Origin of the sequence: Halomonas sabkhae (assembly GCF_030409265.1) — a bacterium.
Lineage (GTDB): Bacteria > Pseudomonadota > Gammaproteobacteria > Pseudomonadales > Halomonadaceae > Halomonas > Halomonas halmophila.
Map to the genome: position 1 here is coordinate 48,854 of NZ_JAUFPM010000008.1, position 20,763 is coordinate 69,616.

Annotated in this window: 16 protein-coding genes; 1 reads left to right on the forward strand and 15 read right to left on the reverse strand. The window is 61.7% G+C overall.

All coding sequences use genetic code 11. From position 1 onward, the window contains the following. Nucleotides 1-2 precede the first annotated feature (2 nt). The 13 genes from QWY79_RS06175 to QWY79_RS06235 all read right to left on the reverse strand — a co-directional run bounded on the left by QWY79_RS06175 (nt 3) and on the right by QWY79_RS06235 (nt 13,346). Entirely contained in the window at nt 3-1,745 is a 1,743-nt protein-coding gene (locus QWY79_RS06175) for a methyl-accepting chemotaxis protein (RefSeq protein WP_290270944.1), read from the reverse strand. A 73-nt stretch (nt 1,746-1,818) separates the two neighbouring features. Beyond that, entirely contained in the window at nt 1,819-3,432 is a 1,614-nt protein-coding gene (locus QWY79_RS06180) for a methyl-accepting chemotaxis protein (RefSeq protein ID WP_290270946.1), read from the reverse strand. 38 nt (nt 3,433-3,470) lie between these two features. After that, nucleotides 3,471-3,968, reverse strand: coding sequence for a chemotaxis protein CheW (gene cheW, locus QWY79_RS06185; RefSeq protein WP_290270947.1), 498 nt, complete (start codon nt 3,966-3,968; stop codon nt 3,471-3,473). Next, nucleotides 3,965-6,181 carry a chemotaxis protein CheA gene (gene cheA / locus QWY79_RS06190; protein ID WP_290270949.1) on the reverse strand — a complete coding sequence of 739 codons (2,217 nt, stop codon included), beginning with the start codon at nt 6,179-6,181 and terminating at the stop codon, nt 3,965-3,967. Before cheA ends, cheW begins: the two co-directional genes overlap by 4 nt. Nucleotides 6,182-6,214: 33 nt before the next feature. Continuing rightward, nucleotides 6,215-7,168 carry a flagellar motor protein MotB gene (gene motB / locus QWY79_RS06195; RefSeq protein ID WP_290270951.1) on the reverse strand — a complete coding sequence of 318 codons (954 nt, stop codon included), beginning with the start codon at nt 7,166-7,168 and terminating at the stop codon, nt 6,215-6,217. Further along, nucleotides 7,165-8,037, reverse strand: a complete 873-nt coding sequence (motA, locus tag QWY79_RS06200) for a flagellar motor stator protein MotA (RefSeq protein ID WP_141320039.1) — start codon at nt 8,035-8,037, stop codon at nt 7,165-7,167. The genes motB and motA overlap by 4 nt, the downstream gene beginning before the upstream one ends. 124 nt (nt 8,038-8,161) lie before the next feature. Then, nucleotides 8,162-8,740, reverse strand: coding sequence for a flagellar transcriptional regulator FlhC (gene flhC / locus QWY79_RS06205; RefSeq protein ID WP_290270953.1), 579 nt, complete (start codon nt 8,738-8,740; stop codon nt 8,162-8,164). Beyond that, nucleotides 8,730-9,065 (reverse strand): flagellar transcriptional regulator FlhD, encoded by a 336-nt coding sequence (gene flhD, locus QWY79_RS06210; protein ID WP_290270954.1) that lies wholly within the window; start codon nt 9,063-9,065, stop codon nt 8,730-8,732. Before flhD ends, flhC begins: the two co-directional genes overlap by 11 nt. A gap of 291 nt (nt 9,066-9,356) precedes the next feature. Continuing rightward, entirely contained in the window at nt 9,357-9,626 is a 270-nt protein-coding gene (locus tag QWY79_RS06215) for an EscU/YscU/HrcU family type III secretion system export apparatus switch protein (protein ID WP_290270955.1), read from the reverse strand. Then, on the reverse strand, nt 9,623-10,684 hold the full coding sequence (locus QWY79_RS06220) for a flagellar hook-length control protein FliK (protein ID WP_290270956.1): 1,062 nt from the start codon (nt 10,682-10,684) through the stop codon (nt 9,623-9,625). Before QWY79_RS06220 ends, QWY79_RS06215 begins: the two co-directional genes overlap by 4 nt. After that, nucleotides 10,681-11,085: a flagellar protein FliT gene (locus QWY79_RS06225; protein WP_290270958.1), complete on the reverse strand. Its 405-nt coding sequence runs from the start codon at nt 11,083-11,085 to the stop codon at nt 10,681-10,683. The genes QWY79_RS06220 and QWY79_RS06225 overlap by 4 nt, the downstream gene beginning before the upstream one ends. A gap of 2 nt (nt 11,086-11,087) precedes the next feature. Then, nucleotides 11,088-11,486 (reverse strand): flagellar export chaperone FliS, encoded by a 399-nt coding sequence (fliS, locus tag QWY79_RS06230; RefSeq protein ID WP_290270960.1) that lies wholly within the window; start codon nt 11,484-11,486, stop codon nt 11,088-11,090. A 174-nt stretch (nt 11,487-11,660) separates the two neighbouring features. Continuing rightward, nucleotides 11,661-13,346 carry an HD domain-containing phosphohydrolase gene (locus QWY79_RS06235; RefSeq protein ID WP_290270963.1) on the reverse strand — a complete coding sequence of 562 codons (1,686 nt, stop codon included), beginning with the start codon at nt 13,344-13,346 and terminating at the stop codon, nt 11,661-11,663. Between the two features lie 202 nt (nt 13,347-13,548). Here QWY79_RS06235 and QWY79_RS06240 point away from each other — a divergent pair, with 202 nt between their 5' ends. Beyond that, entirely contained in the window at nt 13,549-16,245 is a 2,697-nt protein-coding gene (locus QWY79_RS06240; protein WP_290270965.1) for a bifunctional diguanylate cyclase/phosphodiesterase, read from the forward strand. Between the two features lie 21 nt (nt 16,246-16,266). On the opposite strand, the gene QWY79_RS06245 is transcribed toward QWY79_RS06240, so the two are convergent. Next, nucleotides 16,267-16,506: a DUF2835 domain-containing protein gene (locus tag QWY79_RS06245; protein WP_290270967.1), complete on the reverse strand. Its 240-nt coding sequence runs from the start codon at nt 16,504-16,506 to the stop codon at nt 16,267-16,269. Nucleotides 16,507-16,598: 92 nt separating this feature from the next. Continuing rightward, the gene (locus tag QWY79_RS06250) at nt 16,599-20,693 is read right to left on the reverse strand and encodes an O-linked N-acetylglucosamine transferase family protein (protein ID WP_290270969.1); all 4,095 of its coding nucleotides are present in this window, start codon (nt 20,691-20,693) and stop codon (nt 16,599-16,601) included. Nucleotides 20,694-20,763: the final 70 nt, after the last annotated feature.

Below are 20,763 nucleotides of genomic sequence, written 5' to 3' on the forward strand. Positions count from 1 at the left end.
ATTCAGAAAGATTCCCAATCCTCGTCGCGGCCCGTATCCTGGGCCTGGTTCAAGGCGTCGGGCTTCTTGCCAGCCTGCTTGCGATCCGCTGGCATCAGGGCCGGCATCCATCGCGCCAGGTCGCTGGTATCATCACCGTCGGCCGACTGGGATTCCGTGCGTCCCGGTCCGGCGTCCTCCCTCAGACGAAAACGCTGGGTCGCCTCACGCAGGCGCCCACTCTCGGCCTCCAGTTGGGTCGCCCCGCTGGCTGCCTGCTGGACCAGCTCGGCATTCTGCTGGGTTACCTGATCCATCTGCGTCACAGCCTCGTTGACCTGCGAAATACCGTTGCTCTGCTCGGTGGAGGCAGCGGCGATCTCGTCCATGATGTCGCTGACTCGCTGGACGGACTGGACGACTTCGGCCATCGTCCGGCCGGCCTGGTCAGCATTGCCGGTACCGGCGTCCACCTGCTTGACAGAGGCTTCGATGAGTTCTCGAATCTCGCTGGCGGCGGAGGCCGAACGGCTGGCCAGGTTGCGCACCTCCTGGGCCACCACGGCGAAGCCACGGCCGTGCTCGCCGGCGCGGGCCGCTTCTACCGAGGCATTGAGCGCCAGGATATTGGTCTGGAAGGCGATGGAGTCGATGGTCCCGATGATCTCGGCGACGCGGTGGGAGCCACGACTGATCTCGTGCATGTTCGAGACGACCTCGCCCACCACCTGTCCGCCCTGCTCGGCGGTACGCGATGCCTCGGTGGCCAACTGGCTGGCCTGCTGGGCGTTCTCGGCGTTCTGCCCCACCGTGGAGGACAACTCTTCAATGCTCGAAGCCGTCTCTTCCAGGGAGGCGGCCTGCTGCTCGGTGCGCGACGAGAGGTCGTTGTTACCGCTGGCGATGCTCTGGGTGCCCTGGTGGATCGACTCGCTGCTGGCCCGCACCGTGCCTACCGTCCGAGCCAGGCCGGCCTGCATCTGAGCGAGCGAGCTGTACAGACGACCGATCTCGTTGTTGCCTCGCGTCGGAATGTCCTGGGACAGGTCGCCTTGCTCCATCCGCTCGAAGTAGCCAACCAGTCGGCCGAGCGGACGCACGACATTGGCGGTCACGCCCCACAACACCAGGATGATGGTCAGCACGGCGATCACCAGCACAGCCACCATAGCGACTTCCAGCAGCTGTACCAGGTCAAAGAAGTTGCTGTAGAGGGCGGCGCCCTTCTTCTCGGCAGAGGAGAAGAAAACAACAGCGTCGTCATAGAATTGCCGTGTGAGCTGCTCGACATCAGGCAGCAGGTCCGTGAAGGCCTGGGCGCTACCATCTTCCAGAGCCTGTTGCTGGGGACGCAGCCCCTCACTCATCAGCGCCTCGAAGCTCTCCTTGATCGCCTCGATACGCGGCTGTTGACCCTCCTGGCGAGGCAGCGCCAGAAACTCCTGAAAGCTCGACTCGACCTCATCGAAAGTCTCGGTCAGCGCCGCGGCATCGGCCTGCACGGTTTCACGCTCCTCCGGCCAGACAGCTTGCGCCAGACGCGCCTGGAGGTTGCGCAGTTCCATCTGGGCGAACAACATCTGCGAGTTGGCACGGTTGAGTGTCGACTGTTGATCGACATTGACCTCATTGAGCGTTCGCAGCGAATCCTCGCTGTAACGCACGGTGTAGAGACCAAGCGCGCTCAACACCACCACCAGTGCAGCGAACACCGCCAACACCAGGCTCCAGCTGACCCGAACGCTCATGTTATCGAGAAGTTTCACGACTCTCTCCTGTCATCGGGCGATTCATCGCCGCCCGGTTGTTCCAAGGGCCTTGTGTCACCCGACCCACTCTTCAGCCAATCTCGGCTTTGCTGGTACGATTCGAGGCAATTTCAGCCTTCGCGGCATCGTTTACTTCCCGTTCGGCAGCGATCCGGAAGCGCGCCACTCTTTCGCGCAGGTGCTGGCTGCGCTCCACCAGCCGCCGTGACGCATCGGTATGCCCTTGCACCAGACCGGCGTTCTGCTGCGTCATCTGATCCATCTGAGTAACCGCTTCGCCGACCTGCTCGATGCCCTGACTCTGCTCCTGGGTGGCGGTCGAGATCTCGCCGACCAGGGCAGTGAGCTGCTGGATGTCGGCGGCGATGCCGGCGATGATCTCGTCGGCCTCCTTGACCCGCCGGGTACCCTCGATGACCTTGCCATCGGAGCGCTCGATCAATGTCTTGATCTCGCGGGTTGCCGATGCCGAGCGACTGGCGAGCTGGCGAACCTCCTCGGCCACCACGGCGAAGCCGCGCCCGTGTTCGCCAGCACGGGCCGCCTCCACCGAGGCGTTGAGCGCCAGAATGTTGGTCTGGAAGGCGATGGAATCGATGGTGTCGACAATGCCGTTCATCTGGGTGGCGCTGTCGTTGATCTCGTTGATCGCGGCCACCACCTCTTCCATCGCCGACCGACCATGCGCCGCGTTCGAGGCGGTCTCGCCGGACAACGTGCGGGCCTGCTCGGCATGCTCGGCGTTGTGGCGCACCGTGGTGGTCAGCTCTTCCATGCTCGAGGCCGTCTCGCTCAGCGCCGAGGCCTGCTGCTCGGTGCGGGTGGCAAGCTCGTCGTTGCCGGCATCAAGCTCGTCGACCACGCCACCGACGCCGTCGACATCCCGGCGGATGTCCCCGATGGTGCTGCCCAGGGCACGACGCATGCGCTCGATATCGAATAGCAGGCTGCCCTGATCGCCCTTGCGCAACCGTACCTCTCGGGAGAGGTCGCCATCGGCGATGGAACGAGCCACATCCACGGCGTAACGGGGATCGCCCCCCAATCCTCGCGTGATGCCACGGATCACCAGCACCATCGCCAGGCTGACCGGCACACCGATGACCAGCAACGCCAGTAAACTGCGGCTCAGTGAGGCAATGAAGGCGGCATTGATGTCGTCGATGTAGACCCCAGTGCCGATGGTCCAGCCCCAGTCATCGAAGCGCGCGTGGTAGGAAGATTTCGGCGCCGGCTCGCTGCCCTCCTCATGGACCCAGAGATAGTCGACGAAACCATCGCCCTCGGCGACATCCTCGAGGAACTCCCGGAACAGGTATCGCTCCTCGACGTTCTGGAAGTCGGCGACGGAAGTTCCCTCCGGCAGGCGCGGGTGACTGAGTAGTGCCAGATCATCGTTGAAGACATAGAAATAGCCGCGTCCCTCGTCGTAGCTCATGTCCTTGATGATCTCGGCAGCACGCTGTTTGGCCAGCTCGGTGTTGATATCGCCAGTTTCGGCCCGCGCGGCCTGCTCTTCGACCACCGCCATGGCCAGGTCGATGTAGACCTCCAGACTCGCCCGACGCTCATCGAGCCTGGTCTCTCGGTTCTCCCAGGCACCCCAGCCCACCATCAGCAGCATGGCCAGCCAGATGAGTCCCAGGCAGGCCCACAGTTTTTGTGTCGTTGTCAGTCGGCGCATAGCTCCCCCACGCAAATCTTGTCGTTATCGGCCGGCGATCACTCGCCGACGGAGTCCACCAGTGCCATCTCATCGCTGGTCAGCAACTTGTCGATATCGACCAGCACCAGCATGCGGTCTTCCAGGCTGCCGAGACCGCTCAGGAAATCGGACGAGAGGGTGACGCCGAACTCTGGTGCCGGCTTGATCTGCTCGGGGGAGAGGGTCATGACATCGGAGACACCGTCGACCACGATGCCGACGATCCGGTCACCGACATTGAGCACGATGACCACGGTCTGACCACCGTATTCCACCTTCTCCAGACGAAACTTGATGCGCAGATCGACGATCGGAACGATCACGCCGCGCAGGTTGGTCACGCCCTTGATGAAATCGGGTGCATTGGCGATGCGGGTGACATTCTCGTAGCCACGGATTTCCTGCACCTTGAGGATATCGATGCCGTACTCTTCGTCGCCCAGCGAGAAGACCAGAAACTCTCGGTTCTGCTCCTCGGTGGCGGCCAGGGCAGCATTGGTGTTCGGGGTACTCATGACGGCTCTACCTCCTTGGGATGGGCAGTCGGCACGTCGCCGGGATGCTGGCCGCGACGCGCCTCCTTCTTGGTGCGGTTGAGACGGTGCAGATCGGCGATGTCGAGGATCAGGGCCACACTGCCATCACCGAGGATGGTGGCCGCCGACACGCCTGGCACCTTGCGGTAGTTGGTCTCCAGGTTCTTCACCACCACCTGCTGCTGGCCGATCAGGTCATCGACCAGCAGGGCGTAGCGACGACCCTCGCCCTGGACGATCACGGCGATGGTCTCGTCGAGCTCGGTACGCGCACCGGCCACATCGAAGGCGTCGTGGACAGGCACCACCGGCAGGTATTCGTCGCGCACCTTGAGCACCACGTCGTCGCCGGCCATGGCATAGAGATCGCGCTTATCAGGCTGCAGCGACTCGAGCACCGCCGACAGCGGCAGGATGAAAACCTCGTCACCGACCTTGATCGACATGCCGTCGAGGATGGCCAGGGTCAGTGGCAGCACGATACGGGTGGTAGTACCTTCACCGGTCACCGACGCGATCTCGACGTGGCCGCCCATGTTCTGGATGTTGCGCTTGACCACATCCATGCCGACGCCACGTCCGGATACATCGCTGACTTCCTGGGCTGTGGAAAAGCCGGGGGCGAAGATCAGTTGCCAGACCTCGTCGTCGCTCATGCTGTCGCTGACCGGCAGATCATTGTTGCGTGCCTTGGCCAGGATCCTGTCCCGATCCAGGCCGGCACCGTCGTCGATCACTTCGATCAGGATGTTCCCACCCTGGTGCTGGGCCGACAGGGTCAGTCGACCGGTACGCGACTTGCCGGCTGCCTCGCGTGCTTCCGGTGACTCGAGGCCGTGATCCAGGCTGTTGCGTACCAGGTGGGTAAGCGGGTCGATGATGCGCTCGGTCAGGCTCTTGTCGAGTTCGGTGGACTCACCCTCGGTAACGAGCTCCACGTCCTTGTCCAGCTTGCCGGCCAGATCGCGCACCAGGCGCGGATAGCGACTGAAGACATAGTCCATCGGCACCATGCGCACCGACATCACCGCTTCCTGCAGATCCCGGGCATTGCGCCGCAGCAGGTTGAGGCCATTGTTAAGCCCGGTGTGATTGAGGTCTTCCAGCTCGCTGACGGTCTGGTCGAGCATGGACTGAGTGATGATCAGCTCGCCGACCAGGTTGATGATCTGATCGACCTTGTCCACGGACACGCGTATCGAGGAAGTCTCCCCGCCACTCTTGGCGGTTTTTTTCTGCGGCTTGCTCGATGGTCTGGACGTGCCGGACCCTCCAGGCGCCCCGGAGGCTTCGGACTGGTTGGCGGTGTCGAGCGAAGACGGCGCTGCCTCGTTGGCGTTCGACTCACCGGATGCGGATTCCGGCTTTGCGGCGACCGATCCTTCGGCCACCTTCGCTTCCGTCAACTTCTCATCCGCCGCCTTCTCTTCTGTCGTGGCGGCCTCGTCCGCCGAGGGCGCGGAAGCCGCTTCGACACGAAGCTGTTCGGGTTCGACGATGAAACACATCACCGCCTCGATGTCCTCGCGCCCCACTCCGGTCTCGAGGGTCACCCGGTAGCAGTCCGTATCGCCCTCCCGGGCCTGAATTTCGCCCAGCTGCTCGAGTTCCTCCACCAGCAGATCGCGATCCTTGTCGCCGACCCCGAGCAGGGAGACCACCAGCCAACCATCGTCCGACGCCTGCTCCGGTTCCGCTACAGAGTCAGACGCCGATGATGGTCCATCCGCGGTCGCTGTCTCGGTCTCCGGCACCGGGGGTTCGGGATCGGACGACATGCCGTCGGCATCATCGAGTGCCTGACCGATCTCTTCCATCGCCAGTTGTTGCAGGGTCCGGCAAATGCGCTCGAAAGCGGCTCGGTCGGGCACGTCATCGCCACGGTAGGCGTCCAGCTGGTCGTGGAGCATGTCCTTGGTTTCCAGAAAGGTATCGACGATGTCCCGGCGCAGCATCAGCTCGCCGCGCCGGGCATGATCCAGCAGGTTTTCGAACAGATGCGTGGTCTGTTGCAGCACATCGAAACCGAAGGTACCGGCACCACCCTTGATCGAGTGTGCCGCCCGGAAGATGGCGTCGAGCTGCTCGACATCCGGGTCGTCGACATCGATTGCCAGCAGGTGGCGCTCCATGTCGGCCAGCAGTTCTTCGGCTTCCTCGAAGAAGGTGTCGTAGAAGTCGGTGATATCCATGCGCGTCTCTCCAGCCTGGATGTTGACGGTCCGTCATGATTCGGGCGGTTTGCCGAACGTCTCACGCAGGCTCTCGTTGAGACCCTCCAGCGGTGTCGACGCACCCGAGGAGTCTTTACGGATGGGCGAGGGTACACCCAGGCCATCCAGCTGCCCCGGCGCGCGGATGCGCTCGGCCACCTCCTCGAACAGGATCAGCAGCTCAATGCGTCGGTTGATCGGATCGCTCGGCTCGGTATCCGGCATCACCACCTGATCGGCGAAACCGGCGACCCGCAGTAGCTTGGCCGGATCCAGCCCCCCGGCGACCAGCTCGCGCCGTGACGCATTGGCACGCGCCGAGGAAAGCTCCCAGTTGCCGTAACCCTGATACCCGTTCAGGTAGGCCAGGCTGTCGGTGTGGCCGCTGATGCTGAGGTCGTTGGGCAACTCGTTGAGCATGGGCGCCATCAGGCGCAGCAGGTCGCGCATATAGGTCGCGACCTGATCACTGCCGAGCTCGAACATGGGACGCTGTTCGGAATCCACCAGCTGGATGCGCAGCCCTTCCGGCGTCATGTCGAAACGCAACTGGTCGCGGAGCTGCCTGAGATCCGGGTCGGCCTCGATGGCCCTCTCGATGCGCCGTTGCAGATCGCGGAAGGCCCGACGCTGCTGCTCGCTGGGACGCGAACGCTGGCGCATGTCGATCCGTGCGCGCTCGCCCTCGGTATAGACGGGATCTGGCCCGCCGCCGGGAATGACGTTTTCGCTCATCGAGGCGCTGTCGCCGCCGGCGATGGCGGTGACCAGGGGCGTACTGAAATACTCGGCCACGCCCTCGCGCTCCTGGCGGCTGGCCGTCGACAGGATCCACATGACCAGGAACAGGGCCATCAACGCCGTCATGAAGTCCGCCAGGGCAATCTTCCAACTACCGCCATGATGGCGATGAACGACTCGCTTGCGCCGAATGATGATCGGTCGTCTGTTGTCGCCCTGACTCATGCACTCCCCGCCACCGGCTTGGCTTGTCGCACATACTCTTCCATCTCTGTGAAGCTCGGGCGCTCAGCTGTATGCAGCGCCTTGCGACCGAACTCCACGGCCAACTGCGGGGCATAACCATGCAGGCTCGCCAGCAGGGTGACCCGAATGCACTGCAGCATCTTCTCGGCTTCCTTGGCCTGGCGCTCGATACGACTCGCCAGGGGCATGATGAAGCCGTAGCCGAGGAGTATTCCGAGGAAGGTGCCGACCAGAGCGTGGGCGATCATCTGGCCCATCTGTTCGGGGCCAGCGGCCGCAGTACTGAGAGCCTTCACCACCCCCATCACCGCTGCGACGATGCCGAAAGCCGGCATGGCATCGCCGATGCGTCCGATGGCATCGATCGGGATATGGACTTCCTGCTCGAAGGCCTCGATCTCGTGAAGCATCAGTTCATCGAGCTCCATGGGGTCCATGCTGCCGCTGACCATCAGACGCAGATAGTCGGTCAGAAAGGTCATGATCATGGGGTCGGCCAGGACCTTGGGATGATCGTTGAACAGTGCGCTTTCCTGAGGGTCGTCGATATCACGCTCGATGCCGAGCATGCCGTCGCGGCGTACCTTGGTCAGGATCTTGTACTGCAGCGTCATCAGCTCCAGGTACATCGCCTTGTCGTACTTCTTGGAACGACGCAGCCGGGGAATGATGCGGAACGTGGCCTTGAGAGCCTTGCCGTTGTTGGCAGCCACGAAAGCCCCTACCCCCGCACCGCCGATCATCAGAAGCTCCGTGGGCTGGAACAGTGGCCCGAGACTGCCACCGGCCAGTACAAAGCCGCCGAAAACGGAGAGCAGGACGATCAAATAACCTATGGGGATCAGCACGGCCGACATCCTTAGCAGGAACGTGAATGACGTAACTGTCTTGGTTATCGGCGTCGGCGTGGCAAAACTTGAGGGTGTGGCACAAAAAACTGCGGCGCCCCTCGGCAGGGGCGCCGCCCGGCATTCAAGCCTGGCTCGTGGCGTCCAGGCCTGGCTGCATGCGCCGTTCCGCGTTGGCCTGCTCGCGTCGCTTGCGTGTCTTGCCGGCCCGTGAGGGAGGCTGACAGATACCGCAGAGGTAGTCGTGACTCGGACTGTGGGCATGGGCCACGAAACGTCCATGGCAGCGCGTGCAACCGGAAAGCTGCAATTGCTCGCTTTCGAAGAAGCGCACCAGAGTCCAGGCCCGGGTCAACCCCAGCACGGCATCGGCGTCATCGATCGCCACCTGTTCCAGATAAAGGCGGTAGGCCTTGATGAAGCCCTCCATGCGCGAACAGCCATGATCCTCGCGCAACCGCAGATAGATGTTGTAGAACAATGAAGCGTGGATGTTGGGCATCCAGGTGATGAACCAGTCCGTGGAAAAGGGCAGCATACCCTTGGGAGGGGACATCCCGCGCACTTCCTTGAAAAGCCGAATGAGCCGGGCGCGGCTGAGGTCGGTTTCGGTTTCGAGCACCTGCAATCGGGCCCCCAGTTCGATCAGGTCAATAGCAAGGCGGACCTGTCGCCATTCATCCAGAAGGCTCTTATTCGACACGGCTGTCCCCCTCCTCTGTCGACAGAGGCCGGGACGCCATCAACAATGAAGAATGAAAGTGGGATAACCCCTGCTCTCTGGGGTTATCGACCACCTGACGCAGGGGTTCGACGCCTGCATGACCGAGACAGCACAACAACTGGTTGGTATTCGCCAATTTCGAGAGCTGCTGGGCACCCAATGAGGCAAGAAAGTCTGCCATGACATCATCGACCTTGAGCCGAAACATGGCCTCTTCCCGGTCAGCATTCAGCAGACGCTGCGCCAACAGGAGATAGGCAAGATTCATTTCACGAATCTCATCCAGGTATTCGTTGGATTTCATAATTCCCTGCTTTTAATGCGTTATTTATTCGGGATGGCCGATTCCGCCCTGCGTTCCGAAAGACTTTCATCTCACGCAACGCACAGCATACGGCCATCTTTTTTCATTTGTTCAACATTGTCTATAATTCGCCAGCGGATGCAACATGGCGCCACCAACGGTCACAACCCGGGGCAGTCACGTGTCAACCCTTGCGGTGAAAAATTCCATGAAATCACATGATTAAGACCAAACTATGACAAAGCAGCAGGGACGCAATAAAGGTAATCAAGAACCCCGAACCAACATCATTCAACGCTCATCAGCGGACCTTTCGTGCAGCCAGACCAGCAGTTCGGCGATGACCCGATACAGCCTGGGCGGAATTTCTTCATCCAGGTCGAGCTGCATCAACAGACCCACCAGCGCTGGGGAGTCGTGGACATGGACGCCCTGACGTCGCGCCTCCTCGACGATACGCTCGGCCAGCTCGCCATAACCACGCGCCACGACCCTTGGCGCAGCGTCATCATCGCCATAGGCCAGCGCCACAGCCCGTCGACGTGCGTCCTCGTCGGTCATTCCTCTTCCTCCCCCCAGTTTTCCAGGCGCAACTGCACATGCTCGAAGCCATGGTGCTCCAGCCGCTGGCGCAGCGTCTCAAGCTCCGTCCCCAGGTTCGAGAGGATCGTCGCATCACGCACCTGCAGGGTGACACCCAGTGTCGTCGCCCCCATTCGCAGGGCCACCCGCATGTCTCCCAGACCCTCGATTTTCAGGGTCAGCTCGGAGCGGAAGGACCCTTCTTCATCATCATGATCACTCGAGGCTGACTCGCCGCCCTCGCGTCGATGCTCCCTTCCCTCGGGGGGCAAATGCACCGCCAACGCCATGAACAGCCCACTCCAGACATCGCCTTCCCAACGCAACGTCGGCGATGCAAGCATCTCCAGTTGATGGCGGACCAAACCCTGCAAGTGCTCATGGACCGGTTCGCGCCCGGCCATGGCGTTGACCGCCGACGAACGCGTCACCTCCGTGGCTGAAGATCCAGCTTCTCCGGAGATCGCCGCGGCACCCGCCATGGGCCCAGCGCCAGCTTGTGACGGCGATACCTGCCCAGGAGTAAAGGTCAAGGTTCGCCACATCTGGGGCTCACGCTCGAGTTGCTGACGCGACAGCCCTCCCGCGAACCAGCGAGCCAGGTGTGACTCGTAGAAGAGGCCGCTGTCTCGCACGCTGCCCTCGAGGCGTTGCGCCAGCTGGGAGGGCGAGATCGACTGATCGGCGCTCATCAGGGGGGCGGCAGGAGTCACCACCGAGGTGGGAGCGGGGAAACGCAGCAATAGATCGGCGATGGCCCGTGCCGTGGCACTGAAATGAGTATGGGTCGAGGCGGAGGTCGCGGCATCCGGTCCCGTTATTGGCCCGGAGGTACGTGGTGCCTCCGGCGTGCTGGGCGCTGCACGCTCCGGCGGCGCACGAGCGTCGAGTCGCGAATCGCTGTGCAGGGCGCGTGGCGCATCGCCGGGGGCAACCGGCTTGACCGGTTGATTCAGGTCGCGGGGTGGCGGCACATCGGCGCGCTTGCCCAGCACCTGGTGCAGCAGCGTGTCCAGCAGCGGGGTGATCCCGCTCACGACGAATCCGTCCCGAAGCGCGACCCGGCATCGATGACGCCGGGCCGGGCGCCACCCCCGTAGGTACGCTGCAGGTCGCGCTTGCGCCGGGAGACACCAATCAGCTCACCCAGCTCATCGCGACGCTGGATGAGATGGCGGCGTATTTCCATATCGTTCTCGAGGATGCGTTCCAGCAGCTCCGCCTTGTGCCGCCGGGCCTCTTCATCCAACACGACATTGGCGTCGAGCGTCGGCAACCGCTCCACCTCCTGCACGTATTCGGTTTCCTGAGCGACCAGGTTTTCCCAGTCGGCCGCCAGGGCAGCTTCCAGCATGCTTTCGCTGCGTGTCAGCAGGCTGGTGTAAACATCGAGCACGGCTGCGCTCGAGGCTGGCGCTTCATCGAGAAACTGACTCATGCTCAAGCTCCTGCAGCCTGAGACTCGATGTCCCGCCAGGCCGAGGCGATGTCATCCAGCAGGCGCTCTGCTTCGTCCAGAGCCCCGACGTCATTTTGGGCATTGGCCGCCAACAGGCGACGGGCAATGTACTCGTAGAGCGACGCCAGATTACCCGCCACCTCACCACCACGCTCACCGTCCAGGGCCGCCAGCAAGCCATTGTTGACGATGTCCAGCGCCTTGGAAATCGACTTGCCCTTCTCGGCGATATGGCCAGCTTCCATGTGGATACGCGCCGCCCGAATGGCGGTACACGCACCATCGAACAGCATTACGATCAACTGATGCGGGCTGGCGGACATCACGCCACTCTCCACCCCGACCTTCGCGTAGGCTCCCGCCCCTTGCATAGCTGCCATGGCCATTGACTCCTTCGATCGGTAAAACCGTCCCAAAACCTTACGGTCCTCAAGGCTTGTTCAAACTGCCCGCAGTCTGGCAAACGCCAAGCGTGAAGATATCGCGAGCAGGCCTTGCCGAATGGGCTATTTTCTCGTTTATCGGCCAGGCCCCCCGGAACTTTAGGAATATGCTCAGCCGTTTACCACGACTTCCTCGACCACCTCTCCCAGACGCTGGCTCACATCGCCCTGAATGACCTTGCCCATTTCTTCCGTGGGCGGTCCGGCCGTATCGGTGAGTTGCACCCGAGCAATCGCACCGCTGTCGTCCAGCCCCTGGACCCAACCCAGGGTGTCACTCGAAAAGCGGACCAGCGAGCCGATCGGGTAGCGACCGAAACGCTGAAAATAGCGCCGCACCCAGCGCGCATCGAAGGCGTCGGAATGCGTCAGCAGGTGGCTTATCACCTCCTGAAGACGCCAGGCGGGACGATCAGCCCGATCGCGTCGCATGGCGTCCACGACATCGACCACGGCGGCGGCACGTTCAAGTTCTCCCAGCGTCTCGCCACCCAGGCCCTGTGGGTACCCATTGCCATCCAAGCGCTCATTGATGCGCTGCACCACCGAAGTATGCACCGCGCTGGCCAGCCAATGACAATGACGCATGCGAGGCTGGAGAATATCGACATGCTCGCGCATCCGTTGTTTATCTTCAGTACTCGGCGTGGCCAGCTCCCAGAGGTCGGCCGGCAACAGCGCCTTGCCCAGATCGTGCAGCATGGCTGAAGCCACAACCGCCTTGCATAACTCATGCGGCGGTGAAACCTCCTGCAGCAAATCGAGCAGGTGTACTGCGACGCTCACGCAGTGGCGAACCAGCCGGGCCTCCTCGTGCAGACAGTGCGTAGCGAACAGCAACGCCTCGCGATCCTCTTCATGCAGCAACAGCAGCAGGTCAGCGTGCCGCGATAACTGGACCGAGGAAACCTCGCCGCCTTGATGCAGTTCGAGAATCTGGGCATCCAGGTAGCCGGCGACACGCGACAGCCGCTTTGCCATGGGCGTGGCATAACGGCACATGTTGCGACGCCCTATCGTGGGGGAAGCAGTCACCGAGGCCAGGAACAAGGGTGATGGCTGCCTGGAGGCATCTGCGCCCTCGACATGGCGTGCCGCCTCCTGCTCGATAGCGCGCACGAAATACCACAGCTTGCGCTCCTGCTCAGCACCTTCCTGCTCGAACCTGAAGCCCGCCTGAACTACGCGACGCACCATATCCGCGTTTCGGTGTCGCAACGACGCGCGACTAATGACGTAGCGTGTACCATCAGGAAAGCAGAGCTCGACTTCCAGCGGCACCGCTCCCTCTCCCAGCAAGCCACTGGCTGATAACGGCAACTCCAGCCGGCACCCCTCCAGGGACAGATCCTTGAGATCCCCCTGAATCGAGCGACCGCCAGCTTCGGTATTCCGCAGTATCGCACCAACTTCCATGCCGAGTCGCAACTGGGCACGAAACGTCTCACGACGCTGCAGGACTTCAAGACTGCGCGGATAGTCACTGCGACAGACCAGGCGTCCCTCTTCGTCCTGGCAAGACTGCATGGTCAGTGTCGAGGTCCGCACCATCTTTCCATGACTGCGCCCCAAAAGGCGGAATGGCTGACCGCGCTGCAACGTCCCCGCTATCTCGCGAATGGCGCTGATATCCAGCTGCAACTCCTCGCCGGGCCGATGATCCTCCACCAGTACCGGTAGCGGCTCCCCGCCCGCGTCCTCCACTTGCAGCGAGGCGCCGCCCGGCGCCATCAGCGCCTCGAGCAATGCCTCGACCTCCATGGGACTTTCCACCCGATCATAGCCATCCTCCACCATCCTTGTGCCTCTCATCTTTCGCGATCAATGGACCGATGCTGCAATACATCGGCCGCCACCTGTACAACTTGAGTCCCTGGCTGACTTGTCTTGCACCCGGCCCCCAAGGCTTGCCGTATACCCGCCATAACCCGCACTCTCTCGATATAACGCCGAACACTACGGCACCGGAGTAGCACCAATGACCTGGGAGAGTGTATCCATGCCTGCTCGGATCACTGCCGAGGAGGCCTTCCGGCGACTCGCCGAAGGGCTTGGTCACAGCGGTTCCGACGACTTTTTCGACACACTGGTGGAGCGGCTGGCCCAGCTTCTCTCGGCCGACCATGTCCTGATCGCTCGAGTGCGGGACGAAAAGGCCCAGACCCTGGCCATCTGGTCCCGGGGGCAGCATCTAGCAAACGTGCAATATGCCTTGGCCGGCACGCCTTGCGAGACGGTGGTCAGCCACGAAATGTGCCTGTACCCCGGCAATGTGCAGTCCCGTTTCCCCCATGACAGCATGCTGCGGGAGCTCGGGGTCGAGAGCTATCTGGGACTGCCGTTGTTCACGACAGATGGCGCCCACCTGGGGCTTCTGGCCGTCCTCGCCAACCGCCCCATCGCGCCCAGCGACCAGGAGTACGAGCTGCTGCGCATCGCCGCGACCCAGGCCGGTGCCGAACTGGGCCGACGAGAAGCCGAGTGCGCTCTGCAGGAAAGCGAGCGCCACGCCCGCGAGAGCGAGCGCCGGTTGAACACCCTACTCAATCATCTACCCGGCATGGCCTACCGCTGCCTCAACGACACGGACTGGACCATGCTGCTGGTCAGTCAGGGGGCCACCGATCTGACCGGCTACTCCCCCGATGATCTTGTCCAGAGTCGGCAAGTCAGCTATGCCCGACTCATACACCCTAATGACCGACAGCACGCCGACGATATGGTGCAGCAGGCCATCGCCCGGCGAGAGCCGTTCCAGGTCGTATATCGCCTGCAGACCGCCAACGGCGGTCTTCGCTGGATGTGGGAACAGGGCCAGGCGGTGTTCAACGCCAACGACCAGGTCGACAGCCTGGAAGGTTTCATCACCGACATTACCGAGCAGCACGAAGCCCAGCGCGTGCAGGAGGCGGTGATGCAGATCGCCTCCACCGTCACCAGCCAAACCGGAGACGACTACTTCCATCATCTAGTGGACACGCTCACCCGCACCCTCGAAGCCGATGCCGGTCTCGTCGCCCTGTTGGAACCGCTGCCTCCGACGGAAGCCGTTGCCCCGTCCCCTCCCGAAGAGACCATGATCAGCCTGATCAGCGCCCTCTCCGATGGGCAAAGCCTGGCACCTGGCCGCCTGCCCCTGACCGGCACGCCCTGCGCGACGCTGCTCCACGAGCAGGAGATCATGATCCAGCACGAAGGCCCCTCCGGGCTGCCGGGCTTCCCGGCGGATACCTGTGCCTGGATCGGCCGTCGGCTGGACAATACCCGAGGCGAGCCCATCGGCTTCATCATGGTGCTGTATCGCCAGCCGCTGGAGGCCGACGCCTTCGCCACCTCGGTGCTGCGTATTCTCTCCACTGGCGCCGCCGCCGAGCTGGAACGTCGCAACGACCACCGACGCATGCACCAGCTGGCCTATACCGATGGCACCACCGGCCTCCCCAATCGTATTCACTTCATGGAAGACCTGAGCCATCAACGACAGACCGCCGAGCGCGACCAGTACACACTGGCACTGCTGCTGATCGACATCCGCCGGTTCAAGGAAATCAACGACACCCTGGGCCATCAGGTCGGCGACCGCCTGCTCGCGACCCTCGGCGGGCGGCTGCAGTCCGCCCTGGCGCCACACGAGCGCCTGGCCCGGCTCTCCGGCGACGAGTTCGCCCTGCTGGTCCCCAGGGCCACGGCGACTACAGTGAAGGAATGCCTCGAGCGCATGCGCCAGGCCGTGAGCCGTCCCATCATCCTCGACCACCACCACTTTACGCTCTCGGTCAGCATCGGTAGCGCCCAGTATCCGCGGGATGCCGCCACGCCCGAAGAGCTGTTCAAGTTCGCCAGCATCGCCCTCTACCACGCCAAGCACCAGGCCGACGGCACCTGCCATTTCGCCCCCTCGATGACCCTGGCCCTCCAGCGTCGCCAGCGGATGACCGAACGACTCCACCTCGCCCTCGGTGAGGACAAGCTCGAGCTGTACTATCAGCCGAAGGTCGATCTCGCCAGTGGCGAGCTGGTGGGGGCCGAGGCGCTATGCCGCTGGTACGACGAGGACTGGGGCTGGGTCAGCCCCGGGGAGTTCATCCCGCTGGCCGAGGAGCGCGGGCTGATTCGTCCGCTGGGCGAATGGGTGCTCGAAAGGGCCGCTCGCCAACTGGCTACCTGGCGACACAACGGCCACCCCCTACCGGGCCGGCTGTCGATCAACGTCTCGGCCCAGCAATTCACCGACCCCGACCTGGCCCGACGCATCGCCGAACTGACCCGCCACACACCGACCTCGTCCATCGACCTGGAGCTGACGGAAAGCGACGTCATGCGGGACCCCGAACAGGCCATCGCCATCACCCAGACCCTGCGCAAGGCCGGCTACACCCTCTCGATCGACGACTTCGGCACCGGCTATTCCTCGCTGGCCTACCTGCGCCGCTTCGCGGCCGACACCCTCAAGATCGATCTTTCCTTCGTACGCGAAATGCTCGACGGCCCCCACGACCGCGCCATCGTGGAAACCATCATCGCCATGGCCCGCAGCCTGGGCATGCAGACCATCGCCGAAGGGGTGGAAACGCCGAAACAGGCCCGTGAACTGGCCCGGCTGGGCTGCGACCAGGCCCAGGGCTTTCACTTCGGCCGCCCGCAGCCCCCGGCCGACTTCGTGGCAAGCTGGGGCGACGCCATGACATCCCGATAAGACCGCACCGCAAGCGCCGTATCAGCGACTGTCCTGCGGCACCGAGAGCCGCCGAATCCTCTCGAAGCGACCCTCGGGCGAGACATACAAGCGAAAGACGCCATGCACCCCGTCCCGCGTCACAACCCGGCGCAGCGCCTCGGCCGGAAACTGTACGCTGCGCCCGTCAAGGCTGCGGGTATGCACCATGCCCACCCGGCCCTCGTAATGGGCCAGGCAAGCTGCAGGGGAAAGGTCGAGGATGACGTCGATGGTGGGCATGCCGGCTTTTGTTGGTCCGCTCCCGATAGCACTAATCCGCTGACATCATACGCAACAGCCCTTTCATGAATAATCAACCTGCAGTCAAGGAATCATGCCGGTTGGCAGGCATACTGCTTCCAAGTTTCTCTGACAGCATTCAGATCAACGTCTTTCTGGACCTGGAACACACCTGCCGACTCTACCGACTCCACGACGTCGAGAAACTGGAGCACCACATGATAGTGCGGCCGATTCCAGAAGTCATGAATAAATATGTAAGCATCACGCCCATTACAGGGATTTCTAGCAATATGCTCGATAGCCGTCATGGTACAAGCTACACGAAAACGCCCATCTACCAAAACAAGGTCAAAAGGCTGACTGTGCTGAAATATTGCTCGACTGTATTCAGGGAAAGTGTGGCTCTCTTTCGCGTCAGCCGGGAACCCCCACTCCGTGGTCGGACCGATACCCACCGCTTTGACTCGGCAAGGAGGACCAAGCTCCTTTTTAAGTGCATTCACCCAGTTGATGTCACTCTCGACCCCTTTAACATCAAGCCCTTCCTTGACAGCCCATACTGTCGAGCCGCCAGCCCCAAACTCAAAGTAATTCTCTGCCTGGCTGAGACAACCACTAAATAACTGGCGCTCCGAATCAGACATATGAGGTTGGTCAGGAAGCGCATTTTTTTTGTTAGATGCATTATTATTGACCACTCCCCACCATGCCAGCTCAAGACCTAGCGCCTCCCCAATCAACTGAGGTGCGGACTCATCAGCTATATCAACTTCCAGAAAGTTATCATCGCCCTCAAAAAAATCTCGAACCTTGTCATGGTGACGCGCGACCCATGCCTCTAGATCAGAAACATCATCCACCCCCTGAAATCTCAAACCAGGTACACTAGAGGATTTAAGCCTATCTAAAAAATCACCCCATCTCGCTATACTATAAGCAGTTTCTTTCGGATTCCGATAATTGAGAACAAACAAACAACCAGGGTGCTTATCACGAAGCCTTCCAATCACATCGAGATCAAGATTTGGCCAGTAACTATACCCCTTTATTGGCATGCACACATCTGACTGAGCAATTGCATCATAATCACTCAAAAAATACCAGGGATCATTTTTTTCACTTAACCCCTTGTACATCAACTCACCGACAAACCCCTCTCTTACTCTCCAGTGAGCAGATGAATAGCCTGTTTCTTCCAGTGCTTTCTGAATGGTCGAAGTTCCAGACTTTGGGAAACCAACGACAAAAACCTTTCTTCTTTTTAGGTCAGCTTCAGCCGATGACTGGTTTCTGAGGGAACGTCCACAACCGGAAAACTCTAACAACCCTTCTCTAGCTAAAAATGTCTCAGACTTTTTCTGACTAACTTCGCACAACAATGCATATGCCATATCCTGAATTCCATAAATCGTATGCAATAGAAAGGCGAGCTTGGTGCGCTGAGAGTCATCTAGCATTTTTATGCGTTCATGGCTGGGCATAAAGAGTACATCAGCGGTCAATAGCTCGGTCGCCTGGCGCTGTGTCTCCGGCACGACCTCAGGAAGGTGGCTGCAATGCCTCATGCTCTCAAAACGATAGAAGCGGAAGCCGTGCCGACTTGCCCAGTGCTGCAATTCGGCGAAATTCGGCTGGCGCTCATGCGTCGGCTGGAAGGCGACTTTCACCTGGATCAGCAGCGTGTCTTTTAGCGTCCGCTCGCCGTTCTCGAGGATCTGCATCGCTTCGTGCAGGTCGTCCAGCACCAGCATGTCGACGCTGGGAAGACCCTCGACCTGATCGAGCGCAACCGTATTGATGGATAACTCGGTGAGTACCTTGAGCTTGTCATGCTGATCTTCCGGCAGCTGTTCTGCGGGAAGGGGCTTCAGGGTACTGCCTTTCTCGGCATCCAGGGTGGCGTAGAGCGTGGCGGGCTGGCCGTCGCCGAGCAGGGCGTGAGGGTAGTGATGCAGTTCGCCGTACTCCTGCAACGCTTCAATCTTGTTGTTGAGCAGGCTGGCGGGGTCGAAGCTGATCACCGCGAGGTGGCCGCTGGCCATCCACTTGGCGTAATCCGGGTGGCGGGGCAGCACGGCGGCATTATCGATCACGGTAACGGGCTCATCGAGCTGCCATTCGAAGCCAGTGGGTTCCGGTTCTTCCTCTTCACGCGCCTCCACCAGGTCGACTCGCTCACCCTCATCGGCAAACCAGGCGTCGCCTTCCTTGTTGAAGGTCAGGGCCTCGGGGGCCTTGTCGTCACAGTGGCGCTGCCAGATGGCCCTCAGGGCATTGTTGAAGTGATGGGCGAAGCGTGGCGCGTCGCAGACCGGCGAGTAATGCAGCACGGTGCGCAGGCCGGCGCGGATCACCGCCAGGTTGGGCAGGTCGTTGGCCAGTTCCAGCACCCGCTGGCGGTACTCGTCCCAACTGCTAGTCACCAGCTCCTGCAAGCCGGCGTTGATCAGGTGGGTGGCACTGTGACGGCCCGCGAAGGTCGGCCCCGGCAGGGTCACGACCGGCACGCCCATCAACATGGCCTCGCAGGTGGTCAGGCCGCCAGAGTAGGGCCAGCTGTCCAGGGCGATATCGATGCGCTGATAGGTCTCGAGGAACTCCGCATGTTTGGTAGGCCCTTCGAGCAGGACGCGATACTCCGCGATGCCATGCTCGGCGAGGGTCTGGCGGATCCACCCGCAGAAGTCCTCGCTCTCGTACTGAGCACCACGCAGCAACAGCCGGCTGTCGGGCAGCTCGTACATCAGCCTGGCCCACTCGCCCAGCAACGTCTCGCCGATCTTGGCCGGGTTGTTCAGACAACCCAGGGTCACATAGCCGTTCTTGATGGCCGGCAGGGACGCGGTGGCCGGCGCATAGGGGCACGGCATATAGCAGATGTAATCATCCGGCAGGCGAATCAGCTTCTCGGTGTACTGATCGTCCACGCCTTCGGGCGTCTCGATGGCATCCGACAGCAGATAGTCGATGGACGACAGCCCCATGGTATTGACCAGGCCACCAACCCACTTGATGCATAGCGGCGCCGGCCGCATGGAGATCGCCTGCAGGCAGCTACCATCACCGTGGCCCGAAAGATCGATCAAGATATCGATGGCATCGTCGCGGATCTGCCGGGCCAGCGCTTCCTGCCCCAGATGGCGCACCGGCCGCCAGACGCGTGTGGCCTCGCGAATCTTGCGGGTCACATAGTCGTCGTGGTCATTGGTGGTATAGGCATAAAAATGAATGTCCGGCCGGCTATGCTCCATGGCCGTGGCGATCATCTGCCCCACCGGATGAATGCGAAACCCGGAAGAAATCAGGCCGACGCGCAGCGGCTTCGCTGGATCCTTCGGGTTGGCCGGCGCGGGCAGCGGCGGTAGCGCGAAGCGTGAGTCCCAACCCTTGGCGAAGTCGACGATCGCCTGCTGGCTGACATCGGGGTTGTAGTGCTTGGCGAAGAAGATGTTGGAGTAGGCCATGACATAGTCAGGCTGCGCCTCCAGGGCTCGCTGGTAGTAAGTCTCGGACAGTTTGTATTGCCCAATATCCTTGTAGAGATTGCCCAGGTTGTTATAGACGGGCGCCTGGCCGGGATAATCACGCTCGAGCTGCTGATAGATATCGAGCGCCTGACTGAAATACTTGGTCTGGTACAGCAGGGAACCGACCAGGATGCCGCTACGGAAAGCGTCATGCCCCAGTTCTCGGGCCTTGCTGGCATGCTCCAGCGCCTTGGTGTGCTTGCCCGCCGATTGCAGCATCTCGGCCAGGCGATATTGGGCCGGGGCATAATCGGGCTGGAGCTCCACGGCGCGCGTCTGGTAGCGAACGGCCTGGTCGTTCTCGCCCTGACGGTAATAGACCGCCGCCAGGCTGGTCAGCGACAGGGGGTCCGAATCCTTGATATCGACCGAGCGGTGCAGATGCTCGAGGGCCTCGTCCACTCGCCCATCCTCGAGCAGGGTGGTGCCCAACGCCTTCCAGGCGAAGGCACTCTCCGGGTAGCGCTCGGTCATCGACTGGGCCGCCTGCTCCGCGTCGACCAGGCGCTTGGCCTTGTAGAGCCCCATGAAACGATCGACCTCCGGCTTGGGCACGCCCAGGTCCGCATGCTCGGGCACGCGTTTCCAATGCCGACCGGTACGCTTTCCGGATGACTTGTGGACCGATGTCTTCTGGCGGGACTTCTTCCTGGCCATGGAACCCTCGATGAACTGGAGTGGCACGGATTGGCGATTGCCGCCAATCTAGCAAGGTGTGGCTGCTGCC